General features: G+C 53.2%; 14 protein-coding genes. 8 read left to right on the top strand and 6 right to left on the bottom strand.

The annotated features are described in order from the left end of the window. Positions 1–361: 361 nt before the first annotated feature. The 4 genes from HYU99_07445 to HYU99_07430 form a co-directional block, all read right to left on the bottom strand. The gene (locus tag HYU99_07445) at positions 362–2,923 is read right to left on the bottom strand and encodes a hypothetical protein (GenBank protein ID MBI2340179.1); all 2,562 of its coding nucleotides are present in this window, start codon (positions 2,921–2,923) and stop codon (positions 362–364) included. A 77-nt stretch (positions 2,924–3,000) separates the two neighbouring features. Further along, positions 3,001–6,351, bottom strand: a complete 3,351-nt coding sequence (locus HYU99_07440) for a hypothetical protein (protein MBI2340178.1) — start codon at positions 6,349–6,351, stop codon at positions 3,001–3,003. Positions 6,352–6,508: 157 nt separating this feature from the next. Further along, positions 6,509–8,779 carry a hypothetical protein gene (locus HYU99_07435; GenBank protein MBI2340177.1) on the bottom strand — a complete coding sequence of 757 codons (2,271 nt, stop codon included), beginning with the start codon at positions 8,777–8,779 and terminating at the stop codon, positions 6,509–6,511. 92 nt (positions 8,780–8,871) lie between these two features. Continuing rightward, positions 8,872–10,011, bottom strand: coding sequence for an EscU/YscU/HrcU family type III secretion system export apparatus switch protein (locus HYU99_07430; protein MBI2340176.1), 1,140 nt, complete (start codon positions 10,009–10,011; stop codon positions 8,872–8,874). A 178-nt stretch (positions 10,012–10,189) separates the two neighbouring features. Here HYU99_07430 and HYU99_07425 point away from each other — a divergent pair, with 178 nt between their 5' ends. The 4 genes from HYU99_07425 (at position 10,190) to HYU99_07410 (ending at position 12,712) form a co-directional block, all read left to right on the top strand. Next, positions 10,190–10,381, top strand: coding sequence for a hypothetical protein (locus HYU99_07425; protein MBI2340175.1), 192 nt, complete (start codon positions 10,190–10,192; stop codon positions 10,379–10,381). A gap of 47 nt (positions 10,382–10,428) precedes the next feature. Then, complete coding sequence (gene hemB / locus HYU99_07420; protein ID MBI2340174.1) at positions 10,429–11,400, top strand: porphobilinogen synthase; 972 nt, start codon at positions 10,429–10,431, stop codon at positions 11,398–11,400. A gap of 62 nt (positions 11,401–11,462) precedes the next feature. Continuing rightward, positions 11,463–12,140: an HAD family phosphatase gene (locus HYU99_07415; GenBank protein MBI2340173.1), complete on the top strand. Its 678-nt coding sequence runs from the start codon at positions 11,463–11,465 to the stop codon at positions 12,138–12,140. Beyond that, positions 12,137–12,712: a hypothetical protein gene (locus HYU99_07410; protein MBI2340172.1), complete on the top strand. Its 576-nt coding sequence runs from the start codon at positions 12,137–12,139 to the stop codon at positions 12,710–12,712. Before HYU99_07415 ends, HYU99_07410 begins: the two co-directional genes overlap by 4 nt. Before the next feature lie 4 nt (positions 12,713–12,716). On the opposite strand, the gene metF is transcribed toward HYU99_07410, so the two are convergent. Continuing rightward, positions 12,717–13,580, bottom strand: coding sequence for a methylenetetrahydrofolate reductase [NAD(P)H] (gene metF / locus HYU99_07405; protein ID MBI2340171.1), 864 nt, complete (start codon positions 13,578–13,580; stop codon positions 12,717–12,719). Positions 13,581–13,734: 154 nt separating this feature from the next. Between metF and HYU99_07400 the strand changes: the two genes are divergently transcribed. The 4 genes from HYU99_07400 (at position 13,735) to HYU99_07385 (ending at position 15,970) form a co-directional block, all read left to right on the top strand. Next, positions 13,735–13,953 (top strand): hypothetical protein, encoded by a 219-nt coding sequence (locus HYU99_07400; GenBank protein ID MBI2340170.1) that lies wholly within the window; start codon positions 13,735–13,737, stop codon positions 13,951–13,953. Then, positions 13,937–14,359 (top strand): PIN domain-containing protein, encoded by a 423-nt coding sequence (locus tag HYU99_07395; GenBank protein ID MBI2340169.1) that lies wholly within the window; start codon positions 13,937–13,939, stop codon positions 14,357–14,359. The genes HYU99_07400 and HYU99_07395 overlap by 17 nt, the downstream gene beginning before the upstream one ends. A 53-nt stretch (positions 14,360–14,412) precedes the next feature. Then, complete coding sequence (locus HYU99_07390) at positions 14,413–15,300, top strand: fumarate hydratase (protein MBI2340168.1); 888 nt, start codon at positions 14,413–14,415, stop codon at positions 15,298–15,300. A 202-nt stretch (positions 15,301–15,502) separates the two neighbouring features. Beyond that, complete coding sequence (locus HYU99_07385) at positions 15,503–15,970, top strand: hypothetical protein (protein MBI2340167.1); 468 nt, start codon at positions 15,503–15,505, stop codon at positions 15,968–15,970. Positions 15,971–16,144: 174 nt separating this feature from the next. Here HYU99_07385 and HYU99_07380 read toward each other — a convergent pair. Beyond that, on the bottom strand, positions 16,145–16,476 hold a 332-nt coding region (locus tag HYU99_07380; GenBank protein ID MBI2340166.1), incomplete at its 5' end, for a DUF933 domain-containing protein.

Genomic DNA, 16,476 nt, shown 5'->3' with positions numbered 1-16,476 from the left:
TAAACATCCGGGTCCCGGCTACTACGGCGAATTTCATCCGGATTTTCCAGAGCATCCCGAATATCCCCTTCTTTCCCCTTCATCACGGGGAACCAATTTTGAAGAGTATATCATCTTCAGGGGGCATTGACTACGAGCCTTTATCAGCTTGAAGACCCATCGTCAATGTCCAACCCTCACCGCAATCCTCACCAGCCCGTTTAACGAAACCGAGACGGTCAAAGCATGGAAGCGACGGCATCTCGTCCGATTCGTGAATTACTTGCCTGTCCCCTAAATTTTTACCATAGTCCATATGATGAGTCCCGGTTGCTATTAATGGGGTGGTTCCTATTCCAATACTTGGCATGAACATTCTCCTTTATTTTTTATCTTTCAACGAAACGTTGCGGAATGTCACCTGTAAACCAACCTGCGTCGGCGTCAATTCGGGATTCAAATTCCACGCGAGAACCGATCCGTTCCTCCGCGGGATCGCCCCGGAAGCCAGGTGACCGTCTTTGTAGAGTTCAAATGTCCGAAGATCGGCCCGTGCCCGCGACCGGTCACTGAACAAATAGCCCGCCATTCCCGCTCCATAAAGGGCAAGATGCCCGGCATATAACCCCACTATGGCCTGCTTCTGTGCCCCGTCCTCTTCAGGCAGATGGTTGACATTGTTGACAAGCGCCACCCCTCGAATCCCTTCGGCAATCGCCTTGCCGCCCAACACAATTCCGGCCTGTGCCTTATCCCACCCATCCTCGGCATGCAATAAATCGTCCACCATCATTCCGTCGTAGTGGCCATCCCCAATCGAATTAAAATAATCGGAGCCGACAAGGACACCCACCGGGAGCATCGACAGGGTTGATCCATCAACATTGTCCAAAAGTATTCCCTGAAGATTTTCGATGGGGGCGGCCTGCAACAAACTCCGGTTCATCCGCCCCAGTCCAACCCCTACATAGGGATCATAGGGATGGCCTGGCTCGTTCCATTCGGGGGCGATAAAAGCCTCCCCTGTACCAAGGAGGCGCAACCCCCCCTCAAGAAACAGGGCATTCCGTTGATCGGTTTTAAAATCCTCTTCGGTATAATTGGGGGGAACGAGATTTTCATAATCCGCCACATCCTTTGGAAAAGGATTGATCGCCCAAGGGCGATCGAGTTCGTTCCCCAAGTGAAGAACCGGCAAACCAACGGATGTGACCAGACCGGCAACCAGACCGAAAAGAGGCCCCTGATTGGCGATCCTGTCCGAAACAAATCCTAATTGCTCATTGGCCATGCGTGGCCTCACCTGCATGGCGATGGCCGCCTTCTCGGCCGACAGATCGAATTCAACGAATTCATCGGTCCTGGTTCCATACTTTTCGAGATAATCTTCCACCGCCTGATCATGGTCTTCCGAACTCATGAAGTAACCATCCCAGTCGGAACAGGTCAGATCACTGCAATGGTCATTGGCGACATACCATTCCGCCTCGGCCTGCGACACGTCAATCGCATCAGGCAGTTGGCTAATTTGCTCAATAACCCCCGCCTTTTTGGTGGCATAGTAAAGACTCTTGTACCCGTCACCGTAACCGGCAAACAAATCAATCCCGCCCTGCACAAGCTGGGCCCACGGCGGTAGTTTTTGACCCCGTAGCTCGAGCAGTTGCATTCCGGCCGTGGATGCGTTTTTTTCCCGGGAAATATCGTCCGCGAGGCTGAAAACCAGCTCCCCCATTGCCCCCCCTTTGGAAGTGGTATCGCCATTCTGACCGGATTCCATGAGATTGTCCCACCAGTAGGTGAGAGGGGGAGCGGCGTAGAAGATACGGGCCACATTGAGAAACCACCAACGGGGATAGAATTCTTTTTTGCTGAGTTGATCCGGCGGTACAAAATGGGCGGCGTTTCGCGGGAGAATATGGCCACCAGGAAGAACAGGTAATCCAAGAAATGCCAGTGGCGCCTCGACCGCTAAGAATAAAGCAGACGTCTGCTCAGCCTCGACCCTTCTTTCCCATTTTAAAACGGCTTTAGACTCAATTTCGTAGAATTTCTGTAATTCGGCCTTTTCGGCATCCGTCTTCAGTAGTTTTTCTCTGCTGGCCACATAAGCATCGATTTCCCGTTGATGAACTTGAACATATATCTTGGTGTCTGCCTTGGGCAGGTCAGCGGCAAACTCCATGAGATACTTGCGAACGTCCTTTTTGGCTTCTTCCAAAGTCAACGGGGGCAAGGGGGGGGACGGAAGCGCTTCGTCAAGGCATTCCGGCAGATTATCCGTCCGTTGGTTGCAATCGTTGATTTTTTGTGCAAGGGCGCCCCCTGCTTCGCCCTCACCCACCTCTTCGGCCGCAACACCAATTAAATTAAGCCAGGCGGGATTATTCCATGTCTCCTTTCCCTCGGAGGCGCTTTTGCCCACCTCGCCCAAAAATTTCTTCAACTCCCCCCGCCGGGCATCGGTCAGGTTTGCCTTGTCGAAGATGACCGTTACCTTTGTGAGGGTTGTGCCGGCGTAGGGATCACCCACCGTCAGAACACCAGGGTCGGAAAAGATCTGTTGAAGGGCGGGAAGATCAACCGTTTCCACCGGAATAACCAGAGAAAGAACATCGGGATTTTCCATGGCCGAGAGAAGATTGATAATTTCCGCGCTACCGGCCTGATTTTCATAACCGGCCCTGTGGGGGCCATAGTCGGCAATAAACCCGTCCTTGAAACCGGTATAATTCGGATCGGCCGGATCGACAGTACAGATATACCTGTCTTTGCCGTTCACCACCGCTTTGGCGCCGGTGGTGCGGAAGGCCCCGGTTTCAAAGGCGGCGTTCTGGTCGGCAATATCCACCGTGTCGGGATTTAAGTCATGATGACCATCATCCAGATTATCCAGATATTCCGCGGTCTTTCGGCCAACCGAGATGTAGAACTTGTCTGTCATAACCCTCTATTTCTCTTATCGGCTAAAAACAGAAAATGTTGCGCCTTTTTTTTAAAGAATGACGCAACAGGTCAACATCACTGAATCGCCAGCAGGACCTCCAGCAACTTTTCCCTCTGGATCTGGAACTCCTCCCGTTCAAGGGGGGAAAAAGAGGGGTCGTCGATTTTTTTGGACAGAATTTCAATCCGGCGGGTCATCTCCTGCACGGCCGCAACCCCAAAGCGCTTTAACTGTCCCACAAGATACTGCCGTCTCACCTCGTTATAAAGGGAGGCGATCAGTTGATCGAGCGCCTCCGGATGCGCGACAACCCGGCGCCGGAATTCCCCGGCATACAGATCGACAAGTTCGCTTTCCAACTGATCGATGCGGTTCTCGTCGACAAACCAGGGGTTTTTCCCTTTTTCATCCTCAAGCTCCTGATGGAGCCTTTCTATTTCGATATTGACCCCCGAATCGTACTGAAAAACCGCTTTTCTAAACGCAAGAACCACATCCACATTGTTGTCCCTCCCCCATTTCAAGAGAAGCTGGGGGAGAACTTGAGCCAGCGGCCCGGGGGATTCGGTATGAGAAATAGTCCGCACCAACCCCTGCTCGACAACCTCTCTCTTCCCTGTCTCAATGATTGCCAGCAAAGTATCCAGCGCCGGCATGAGGGGATAGAGGGGACGATCCCCCACGGCTACAGGCGCCTCGCTCATCAGCACATCCACCAGTACCGGGACAACACGCTCGTCTCCCGTATTCACCAGCCGGCGGGAAAGGCGCCGATAGGCGAACGGATGATCTTCGTCGGGGTTTTGGAGGCGGTTCAAGCGCCTTTGGAAACACCCCTCCGTCGTCGGAAATAAATTTCCGCCCGGCGGCTGATACCGGAAAACGCTTAACTTCTCCGGTTCGTACCTTCTTTTTTTCCCCCGGAACCGGGATACATCGTTCCGGTTGTTCTGAAAACCGACAATCGTTCCGATAATCTCCGTGGTTCCCTGATTCAGAAAAGTTTCTTCAAGCGATCCTTCTTTTTGTTCTGTCGGGATTGTCACGTTGTTCAGCGCATCCATAAAAGCGCCCGGTTTCCGTCTGGACTCGGGGGGCATATCAAAAAGGTCTCCCCCCCCCAAAAAATTGCGGGCAATGGCGTCGGGATATCCCAGCTCCGCGTAGATCCCGAAGGCCTTCTGGCGCACCAGTTCATTGGGATCGGCAAAAAAACGGGACAAATAATTGGGGACAAGATGCTTGAGATCGGAATGGCGGAACCCTTCCAGAAAGGCGAGCCTCTCGGTGACGGTAAATTTTCCGGGGTCGTCATGTCCCTCCAGCCAGGCGAAATAATTTTCGATGCGGCCGTTGATCCCGGAAGACCACGAACGAAGAATAAAAATAGCCGTGATCGCCTGCGCCCGCGCATCCTTCGGGTCGATGATATAATCGTTCAGTTCCCGCTCGTTCAACTGTCTCCAAAATACATTAAAGGGAAGGCGGTCCTCCTGCCCCTCGCACCATTCGAGAATTTTTCGGCAGGCGGGCGTCTCCTGTCCGTCCGCCAGGAAACGGGAGAAACCGGCATCTTCCACATCGCTATAATCGGCGTTTTTCAGACGGGTTGAAACAATGACACCAAGATCAATTTCCCCTGTTTGCATCCCAAGATCAATTCTCCCCCAAGCCTGTCCATATGCATTGCGGTATTCGGGCATTGGCTTTCCTTCTGCGTTGGCGGCATGGGCGCGATAGAGATATTCCATGACGGCCAGGGGAAGAAAGTTCCGGGCCAAAATGCGGTCCCGCGAGTCGAGATTCTCCTTGAACTGCCGGTTCAGCTCCGCCTCATTCCCCTGGAGCATGCTTTCCCGGAAAGATTCGTTCCCCCAAAACATCCGTTCCAGTTCCCGGCCGATCTGGTTCATGGTCTGAAGCCGTTCCAGTTCCCGATCCAGTTTTCCATCCTCCTTCCGCCGGGCCAGCATCTGACGAGCGATCACCCTCTTGTAGAACTGGACATAGGCATCGGAGCGGGGGACATGGGGAAGGGGTTCATGAAGAACCATGGAGAGGGCGGTCAGAACGTCCTGCGGTTCGTGGATATCGCTGTCTTTCAAAATCAGGCCATTGACCTGTTTTTTAAGCTTTCTTCCATCATAGCCGGCCATATCCAGAGCCAGAAAGGCCTCCTTCAGGATATCGAGATTCAGATCCATCAGGCGCCCATTGTTCCATCTCTCCTGATCGAAAGGATTGTTGGGAAGAGAGCCCGGAGTCTTCCACGAATCGATTTTATCGGGCGGGATTGTCTGAAAACCGTTGATAAAATGGTACAGACGGTTGACCAGTTTCGCCTCCGGCTCGTAGCGCGGATTGTTCGCCAATAAATTGTTGATCCCCCGGATGGAAATGAAAAGCTCCCCGGGCGTTACGCGGCTTTCGACCTGCCCGTTTTTTTCAAGCGCCCGGCAAAACCGGTCGCAGATGCCGTTTTGTTCTTTTTGAGAAAAACGGGTTTTTTGGCTCACCCGGCCAAAGGTGAAAACCAGATCGGCTTCCGGCGTTTTGGGAGAGAGGTTGAGCCATAAAGGATCCTCTTTTCCCATTTCCGCGATATGGTTGGCCAGCGTCAGTGAAAATTCGGGGTTTCGAAAGAGGGCCTGCCACTCGAATGAGGAGAGTTCATTGAGGGCGTTCAAAACAGATGACCCCCCTCCCATATGCCCCATTTCGATAAGCAATGCGACTCCCTCCCGAAACGAAAAAGTCTCTTCCGGTCCGGAGGCCTCATCTTCGTTGAGCCATTTGCTTCGGTGAGAGACAAACCATTCGGAGAGAAAAGCATAATCTTCCGAAAGATTTTCCTTTGGGAGGCCATTTTGAAAACCTTTTTCCAGGTTGTCCAAAAAACCGGCCGCTTCTTCAAAACCGAACAACTCGGAATGACCGGAGGCGCGAAAATAGGCCTCCCGCACCCTCTCGATGTTCTGAAGATGAAGCGGAGTGGAAGGAGAAAAAACCCCAAAGGCCTTCAGATATGATCCTAACTTTTCTCCCCGGACATCCGGCTTCCATTTCGGTTTTCCCCGCTCATTAAAGGCAGGGGAAAAAATGGTGTCCCTGCTTTCTCCATCGATTTCGAGGCGGCCATCGCCATCGTCCACAATCAGAAAGGAGGGGACTCCGGAATCGTTCGGCATCGAAAATTCGATGGTCCGATAATCCTCTTTAACCCATTCGGTCAGGAGATCTTTGACCTCTTTCTCTTTTTCATCAGCGGGATGAAACTTTTTTATCTCATCGGGATCGAGGTATCTCTGCTCGTCCCCCAGAGTCTGGGTGTTGATTCGATCGATGAGCAGCTGGAGATTCCCCTCATAAGAGGCTTGCGCCTCAAGCCAGTAAATCCCTTCGTTGATTTTAAAGGAAGAAGACATTTTTTATTGGGGCCCGTTCGGCCCGATTGTTGCTATCCGCCAAAAAACTTGGCGGACCCGCCACGTAGTGTGGCGGGCTCGCATCTTGATTTTGTTCGCCTCACATGGCCCCAAACCCCGCGCCTCGCACTGGCAAAGCCAGATGCCCGGCTTATTTCTATCTCACCATCCAGCCCAGCTTGCGTAGGTCGTTCGGCTGATTTTTGGAGGCTGTGTTTAAAATTTGGGCCGCCGTGGTCCGTTGAAACTCGTACTCGTCCGTTTTTCTCAATTTTTTGACCTTCGGAGCGCTTTGTTCGACAGCCGGTTTTTCATGGATTTGTTTAACCGCCGCAAGCGTCGAAGGGGGAAGGGATTGCCCATGTTCGGCAACAGTCTGAAGGGCCGACAAAGCCCAGTGCGTGACGGTCAACGGTTCGTACTCGTCCAGAACCCCCGCCTGAATCGCTTCGGGCTTCATGGCGGGGGAATTCTTTTGCCGATCGTCGATGATCGGCTGAATATCGATCCGGTAAGGGTCTTTAAGCGAGTGCTCCAGAAAGTTGAGCGATGGTGAACTTAAGGGAGTACCCCTCCCGGCGAGACGCCCCAGCCCCTTGGCCGCCGCGATGCGGATCCGTCCTTCCGGCGAGTCGCTCAAAAAAAGGTAATCGGTCTCGGTTAATTCCGGAGACATTCCTTCCTTCTCTTCAACAACAGCAATAAAATGGAGAATCCGGAGCGCGCTCTCCCGAACTTCCTTTTTGGAATCACCGGCAAATCTGCGGACAAGCGGCAGGGTCGGCGGCGGAAGTTGTTGATCCAGGCTCGCCGCAATGGCGATGATATTGAGCATGCGGGGGACAAGGGGGGAGCCGGCCTCACTGATATCCAGTTCATTAAGAATCGTCTGCATCATCCTGTCCGGAAGTTCTTGCCCCTGGAACATTGCCTCTTCCATAAGGACAAGTGATTGCTCCCGCTCTTCCCCCTCATAGGCCCTGAAAATAAAGGAGAGTTTTTGAAAGGCGGCCTCCGTCAGCTTTTGCCCCTTTTGCACCGCGTAGGACAGAACATCAAAGACCTTCTTGCGAACTTCGGTCTGTTTGTCCTCCAGAAGTTCGGCCAAGCGATCGACCACATCGGGGCGGTTGTTGTTCACCTCGAAGCCGTACTTGAGGTAGGCCGCTGTTTGGGCCACGATGCCTTGATCCTCGTCAGCCAGAAGGGGGACAAACCGGGTCAGCGGCGCCTGATTGATCTCACGCCCTTCAAGCGCCCAAAATGCCTGAAAAACAACCTTCCTTGCCCCTGTATCTTGCGGGTCAAGAAGGATCTTCAATAATGCCTCGTCGAGGGAACGGGGATTTTTTTGGAAAAGTTCATTCAAGCTCCGGGCTGCGCCTTCCGCGACCGGGTCGACAGGCGGCTTTGAGGGATGTCCCGGCTCATCTTCGAGCGACTCTTCCCCCGCTTCTTTGGGGACAAGGAGGTCTACAACCTGTTCGATGTCGTCGGTCTGATATTCTTCCTGCTGAAGGAGGAAAACGGTATAAGTCTCAAGGGCCGCAAGGGAGACAGGCTCCGCCTTATCACGAAGAAGGCCCTCCAGAATTTTTTTCCCTTCCGGGGGAAGATTTCTCCCTTCCTGCAGTATTTTTGCCAGATAATGAACCGCCTCGATCTTTTCTTTATCTTCGCCGGCCTTCTCCTGCGGGGTCAAACCTCTTGTATCACGCGGTCTTTCAAGAAACCGGGCATAGGCCCTGCTGATATGGCTCCGATCGCGCTCCCTCACAAAAGGGCCGTCTTTGACCGCCGTCGGCTCCTGATGGGCCAGGGCGAAAAGATAGAGGGTGAAATATTCGGGGCCGCAATCATTGAAGATTTTGCTTTCGGTGGGGGATCCTTTTTGGCGGGCGTAGTCCTGAATCCATTCGACATATTTTTTGAATCGGTCGCTCTGGGAGGGGGTGATATGATCGCTGTCGAGGTAGATCCGAATCCGGTTGAGCGGTTTTTTTGAATCCTTGAACGTCCCTTCGATGGTCAGCATGTCGCCAAAAATGCCCGCAAGTGTTTTTGTCGTTTTGGCCCCGGCGCTTAAACGCAGAACAAAACGACCGGGGTTTTCGAGGGCCTCCAGGAGGTTTGCCATGTGGAGTTGCGTGGGGCTTTCGAGAAAGGATTTTTTTGAAGGGCCGTAGGTGGATTGAATTTGGGCCTTGAATTTTTCAAGTCCGTCAGCCGTCAGATCCACGGAGTAGCCATACAGCTTTTTTCCCCCGACCTCCTTTTGCAGGTCCAGATGGCGGACAAAGAGACCCGACTGAAAACCCTGACTGTCCTGGTCGGTATTGCCATCCACCACATGCCGGCCGTCATCCCAGTTATCGATCTGTTCGGCCGTTTTGGGGCCGACCGTTATGTAGACCTGCCCGATCGCCATAATTTTGTATGTTTCGTTTTATCCCCTCCTCACTTATCGGCGATTGTCGGAAAAAGTTGCGTGAAAAATTTGCGGGAAAAATCAGAGGATAATCAGGCATATACGGAAGGCTTTGACCCTCCGGTGGGAGCTCCAGGCGCCTTGGAGGTCACCCCCGGTTCTCTGGCCGGGGCCCCTGGCCCCTTCATTTCGTAGACCATGGTGAGGACTTCGGCCACCGCCTCGTAGAGCGCCTCGGGGACCTCGTCGCCTATTTCCAGATGAACCAGAGACCAGGCCAGCGGGATATTTCGGACAATCGACACTCCCTCTTCGTTGGCCATATCGACAATCATCTGGGCAAAGGCCCTCTGCCCCTTGGCGGTAAGCGTTGGGGCCCCCATCTCTTCCTTGTTGTATTCGACCACCGCCGCTACGTGGACGGGATTGGTCACAACGACATCGGCCTTTTTCACCGCCTTGCGGAGATCTCCAAAGGCCATCTCGCGATGCAGACGACGCCGTTCCCCCTTGATGGCGGGGTCTCCCTCGTCCTGTTTGTATTCCCGTTTGACCTCCTCCTTGGTCATCCGCATGTTTTTCATGAAATTCCACCGCTGGACGGCGTAGTCGATAATCGCCAGAATGACAAAGGCGATGCAGACCTTGACGATGAATTCAAAAATAATCCCCCCCGTGAGCTGGGCCGAGAGGAGGACATCGATGCGGGAACTCAAGAGAATTTCTTCGAGTCTCTTGTAAATCGTGGAATAGGCGAGGTAGAAAACGACGGCGATCTTGGCGATGTTTTTGATGAGTTCGATAAAGGTCACCACCTTGAACATGTTTTTAAGCCCCTCGACGGGATTGAGCCTCTCCGGCTTGAATTTAAGCGGCTCGCCGGAGAAGACCGGCCCCACCTGAATAAGGCCGACCAGAAAGGCCACAAAAACCCCGGCGACAAAGAGGGGGCCAAGCGCCTTGGCAAAGGTCAAAAGCCCCGCCTTCCCCAGGTCCCACAGGGTGGCGCCGTCGATTTCCGGTTTGGCCACCGAGTCGAAGCAGAGCTGGAAAAACTTCTTGAACTCCCCCCCCATAAAGCCAAAGGAAAAGGCCAGGACGATAAAAACAAAGATCATCACAAAGATCATGTTGACATCTCTGCTCTTGGGGACCTGCCCCTTTTTGCGGGCCTCGCGCAGTCGCCGTGGCGTCGCATCTTCTGTTTTTTCCTGGGATGAACCTTCAGGCATGGGATTATTTTACCATAACACGATTATTAAGGGCACACTATTCCCTTAGTAATATTATCGGCCGGCAGTCCATGAAAGTTGCGTCCTTCCGGGCATATTTTTTTCAAATTTTTAAAAAAAACACGCAACTTTTGCGGAGCAGGCACCGATAACCCCCAATGAAGGGGGTTCAAAGGGTATGGAGAAAGAAATTATAAAACTGCTTCAAAAAATTTCCCGCCAGCTGGAGGAGATCTCGCGGGTGCAGGACGACATCCGCGGGGAGATCGGCGACCTCTACACCGACCTGGTGGAGTTCCGCCAAAACACGCTCGCCAACTTCGAAAAACAGCTCGCCAAGGCGCGTGAGTTCGATCCTCTTTTGAATTGATGGGGCGTTTGACAAACCTCTCCCAAACACAGTAAGTTTTGCCGATCGTGCCTTCACCCATCCAAAGAACCCGGCGGTTGCGAAGTAGCGGGATTTTGCGGGAACTGGTCCGCGAGACCGATTTGAGCCCCCGCCAGTTGATCGCCCCTTTGTTTATTAAGGAGGGAATTCACGAGAAGATCCCTGTCCCCTCGATGCCCGGGGTTTATCAATTCCCGGTCAACGAGACAATTATCGAGGCGCAGGAACTTTGGAAGCGGGGGATCAGATCGGTCATTCTCTTCGGCATTCCTTCAAAAAAAGATGCGCGGGCAACAGGCGCTTATGACAAAAACGGCGTGGTGCAGAACACAATCCGCGCCATAAAAACAAAAATCCCGGAGATGGCGGTGATCGGCGATGTCTGCCTGTGCTCATCCATGGATCATGGCCATTGCGGCGTCGTGAATAAAAAAGGGGAGATTGAAAACGATCCCTCCCTTGAGCTTTTGGCCAAAACCGCCCTCTCACAGGCCGAGGCCGGGGCCGACATGGCGGCTCCGTCGGACATGATGGATGGGCGTGTAAAGGCGATCCGCCAAGCGCTGGATGAAAACGGTTACGCTCATCTGCCGATCATGAGCTACGCCGTTAAATATGCCTCGGCCTTTTACGGCCCCTTTCGCTTTGCTACCGAATCGGCGCCGAAATTCGGCGACCGGAAAACCTATCAGATGGATATCGCCAATGCCCGCGAGGCCCTCCGGGAGGCGAAAATCGACGAGGAGGAGGGGGCGGATATCATCCTGATCAAGCCGGCCCTTCCCTCGCTGGACGTGATCGCCCGCGTCCGGGGTGAGACAAAACTCCCGATCGCCGCCTATCAGGTGAGCGGCGAGTATGCGATGATTTGCGCGGCGGCGGAAAAAGGGTGGCTTGATCGACGGGCGATTGCCCTGGAGACGCTGACGGCAATACGAAGAGCCGGCGCGCAGTTGATTGTGACCTATTTTGCGAGGGAAATTGCCGGAGAATTGTAGGGGCGGCCCCCCGTGGCCGCCCTTGTTGGGCAACCACAGGGGGTTGCCCCTACGCCCGATGAATGAAATTTCGTGCAATCATTTTCGATTTTAATGGATTGATCGTCGACGATGAACATATTCATTGCGAATGTTTTCAAAAAGTCCTGGCCGAAGAAGAAATCACGCTGACGGAAAAAGACTATTGGGACATCTATCTGGGATTTGACGACAAGGGGTTGATTGAGGCGATTTTTGAACGCAATGGGAAAAAACCGACCCCAAAAAAACTCAAAGACTTGATCCGGAAAAAAGCGGATCTTTATCTGCCCATCCTTGAAAAGAAACTCAAATTTTTTCCGGGCGTTCTGGACTTCATCCAAAAAACCCGCGGGAAATGCCTCCTTGCCGTTGTCTCCGGCGCCCTTCGTTCGGAGATTGACTTTGCCCTGAAAAAGGCTGAAATTGCCGACGCCTTTGCAACCATTGTCAGCGCCGAGGAGACAAAGCACGGCAAGCCCGATCCTCAAGGATATCTCTTGGCCCTCGCGCGGCTCAAACAAAAAAACGCTGAAATCCGGCCGGAAAACTGTCTGGCGCTGGAGGATTCGCGGGCGGGGATCGAGGCCGCCCACCGGGCGCGGATGAAATGCGCGGGGCTGACCCACTCGTATCCGCGGGAGAAGTTGAAGGAAGCGGATTGGGTAGTGGAGAGTTTCGATGAGTTGTCTCAAATCATTTTGAAAGGAGAATTTCCATGAAAACAATCCGCTGTATTGTTTTTTCATTGGTCCTGTCCACCGGCCTCGTTTTTTCCGCCGGCGCCACGGATGTGATGTCCAAAATCCAGACGGGCCTTGAGGTGCTGGACCTCTTTTTAAACGGCCTGACCGACAAGGGGCAGACATCCGAAGGGGCCGTGGAGGTTGTCTCCGAAATAAGCGAGACCTTCAATATCGCCAACACGGTGGTCACGGCGCTGACCAAAAAGGGCTACACCCTGGGGGAGATTTATTATCTCAACCTTCTGGATCAGCAGAGCGAAAAGACGCTGGAGGAAATCATCGCCGCCCGAAAACCGGGCACGGGCTGGGGAGAGCTGGCCCATCAATTGGGGATCCATCCCGGCGACTTAAACAAAAAGCGCGTCGCCCTGATCAAGGAGAGCAAGGCCAGGAAAAACAAATCAGACAACGCGTCCGATGATCAAGCGACCCAACAGGAAAGCGGGTCGGATGATGAATCGGGACAGGGAAAAGCAAAAGGGAAGGACAAAACAACGGGACAAGGAGAGGGCCAGGGGCAGGGACAAGGAAAGGGAAAAAACAAATAAGCCTCTATTTTTGCAGATTTTCGATAATTCGTCGGGTACTGTAGGCGCGGTTCAGAATATAAAAGTGAATCCCCGGCGCGCCTTTGTCGACAAGATCGCGGCACTGACGCGTGGCCCACCGGATACCCACCTCCCGCATCTTGTCGTTGTCTTCGCCGCAAGCCTCCAGCTCCAATCGCAAATCATCGGGAATTTTCGCCCCGGACATCGAGGTGATTCGCGTCAGTTGCTTTAAATTCAAAACAGGAAGAATACCGGGGATAATCGGGACCGTGATTCCGATCTTTTTGGCCCGGGCCGCAAAATCAAAGTAATCGGCGTTATCGAAAAAAAGCTGGGTGATCACGATGTCGGCGCCGGAGTCAACCTTTTCCTTCAAATGAATCAAATCCTCTTTTTTGCTTTTGGCTTCGACGTGTCCTTCCGGATAGCCGGCCACCGCAATGCTGAAACCGTCGATCTCCTTCAAATACCTGACCAGTTCCGTGGCATACAAAAAACCATCCGCCGGTTTGACAAACTTTGTCTCCCCCTTGGGCGGGTCGCCGCGAAGGGCGACAATGAGATTCAACCCCTCTTTTTTAAGATGTTCTACATAAGAACGGATGGCCAGCCGGTCGGCCCCGACACAGGTAAAATGAAACGCCGTCGTGAGATGGAGCTCCCGGTGAATCCGAACGGCGAGATCGCGCGTCAGATCGCGCGTCGATCCGCCGGCCCCGTAGGTGACGGAAATAAAGGCCGGTCTGAACGGGGCCAGTTCCTTTAAAGCTTCAAACAAACCGGTCACCCCCGCCTCGTCTTTGGGAGGAAAGGTTTCGAAGGAAAAGTCTATTTTTCCGGGCTGATAAAAATCCCTGAAATTCATAGCAACTTTTCATTATTCCAACCGATGATGAAAGGAAACAGAAATAAACACAGTCCGCCCTTACCGATACAACCCGCCAGAATTTTGCGGAATCGCCTTTGACTTGATCATACAACTATGTTATTTTGTATGATGCAAACGGAAAGGAGGCTCTGTGCGCCATTTAAGCGGCGAAAAACTCATCCGGGTCACCGCCTGGGTTCCCAGAAAAAACCTTGCCCTTCTTCTTAAAAAACAGAAGAAAAAAACGAACCAGTCCCGGGTGATCAGAACGCTGATTGATGACGAAGTGGAAAGACTCCGCTCATGGCAGGCCCACGCCCCACTCTACGGGATCGCCGGCGAAAAAGATATCGATGAAAGCCTTCTTTGACACGAACATCTATTTCGATTTTCTCAAAGGCCGCTTTCCCAAACTTCTTTACGATTCCTATTTCAAAAAATACATTATCCGGATTTGCCCTGTTGTTTACCAGGAGCTGATCCGTTGCATCCGCTCCGGCGAGGTGAAAAAGCGGGTTGAAAGGATGACCCGCATGGTCGCCTTTCTTCCGGCCCCGACAGTGGAAATGTGGAAAACAGCGGGAGAAATAGCCGGACAGGTTGCCGGAAGCCATGACGAGCGGACCCTTGAGAGCATTCAAAACGATCTGCTGATTGCCCTCACGGCCCGCGAAAACGGCGCCCTGTTGATTACGCAGGATAAGTTCTTTCGCGCCATTCAAAAACATGTTCCCTTCCAGTTGATCCTTCATGTCAGCGAGAAAAAGCAAATTTAACAACCATCTGAAATTATTTGTCCTTTCCCGCTTCTCCCACTATAATAACAGGTATGCCCGCAACCAAACAGTTGCACGAATCGTTAGTCGAGATCATCCATAAAACGGCTACCGAACTCCCAGAGGATGTGTCGCGCACAATCGAAGAAAAGACCCCGCAGGAGGCCTCCCGCACCAAAGGGGCCTACGCCATGGAGACGATCAAGGCCAATATGGAGCTGGCGCGAAGCCAAAAGCTTCCGGTCTGCCGCGACTGCGTGTCCCTCTTTTTTGCCGTCGATTGTCCCCGAAAATTCGATGAAGAAGGCTTCGGGAAAGAAATCCGCAAAGCGGTGGTCAAGGCCACTCGCGCCGGGTACCTCCCGCAAAGTTCCATGGACACCCTAACCGGCGGGATGGCGCACAACAATTTGGGCCCCGGAATGCCCACCATGGTCTTTCATCAGAGCCACCGGAAAGACATTTCGGTGCGGCTGATCATGAAGGGGTCGGCCTGCGAAAATATGGGGGCGCAATACCTCCTCCCGGATACCAAATTGGGGACCTCCGCCGACCTGGAGGGGGCCAAAAAGTGCATCCTTGACGCCCTGACCCGCGCCCAGTCGGCCGGTTGCGGCCCCGGGGTGATCGGCGTGGGAATCGGCGGGGACCGGTTGAGCAGTTATCTTTGCGCGCGCGAGCAATTTTTAAGAAAATTGACCGACATCAACCCGGTGACGCCATTGGCCCGTCTGGAACAGGATATCGTCAATTCCTCAAACCAGCTGGGCATCGGCCCGTTGGGGTTCGGCGGAAAGACCGCCCTCCTCGGTTGCAAAATCGGCGCCTTAAACCGCCTCCCCCATTCGTATTTCGTCAGCATCTCCTACATGTGCTGGACCTGCAGGCGCCACGGCGCCGTTTTGGACGGGCGCGGAAAAATCAAGAAGTGGCTTTATTAGATGCCTTAAAGATTTCAATTGTCATGCCTCCCCCATTAGTATAGATTATTACCCTTTGTAAAAGCTTATTGCCACACTGTTTAACACAAAGGAGGGTTCCCAAGCCGCGCCGCCAGTGGCGGATGAAGCGGCTTGGGAGCGGAGTTTGCAGAGGCGAAAAGTGATTTAATTAAACGTCAAACTAAAATAAGGAGATAACACTATGAAAAAACTGCTTTTAAGTCTTTTGGGCATTGCGATTTTTTGTTTTGCCGTAAAGGCGATGGCCTTCGATATCCCCACTGGGGGAAGCTCCGAGGCCGCCAAGGTCAAAGAGGTGGCCACCGAGGTGGCCAAGAAGGGGATTGAAAAGGGCTTGAATGACAAGCTGTCCAAGGAGAATTGCGCCTTCTCCAGCGACTCATCCGTGGAGCCGTCCGAGATTCAGTGCAAGTCGGGCTCGCTTGACAGCGTCATCAAGTATGTCAACGACTGGCATAACGGGCTGGAAGGGACCATCTCCAGCGACTTCAACCTGACGGTGAAGGTGAGCGGGACCGACAAGACCGTCGCTTCGCGCCAGAACAAGCTCCAGACCAAGATCGACGGCAAGATGAACTACTGGGACAACATCGTCCGCCAGAGCGGCGATTCCGACAATATGGTTAAATTGTCGGTTTCGGTGAAGTAATTCAGGCACTAAGTAAAAAAGCTCGGGGGGTCTGTTTGTGGAATCATCTTCGTTCCCCGCCGTGGAAAGAAAGCCGGCTTTCCGCATGGGGCGAAGTTCTTTGGATGAGTCGTGTTCCTGTTGAGGCACGAAAGGCCCTACGAAGATGATGGAACAAACAGACCTCCCGAGCTTTCACACATTAAACCGGAAGTGCATGATGTCGCCGTCGCGCACGACGTATTCTTTCCCCTCCAGCCGCATCAACCCCGCCTCCTGAACCTTCTGCTCCGAACCGTACTTCAAAAGATCGTCATAATGATAGACATCGGCGCGGATAAACCCCTTTTCAAAATCCGAATGAATTTTGCCCGCCGCCTGCGGCGCCTTTGTCCCTTTTAAAACCGTCCAGGCCCGCGCCTCTTTCGGCCCGGCCGTAAAGAACGTCTCCAGGTCCAACAGCTTGTACGCGGCCCGAACGAGGAGGTTCAGCCCCGGTTCGGCCAGGCCCATCTCGTGCAGAAACC

Source organism: Deltaproteobacteria bacterium (assembly GCA_016183175.1).
GTDB lineage: Bacteria > UBA10199 > UBA10199 > UBA10199 > SBBF01 > JACPFC01.
The sequence above is the reverse complement of the archived record's forward strand: the minus strand, read 5'-3'. Positions and strand labels throughout refer to the sequence as shown.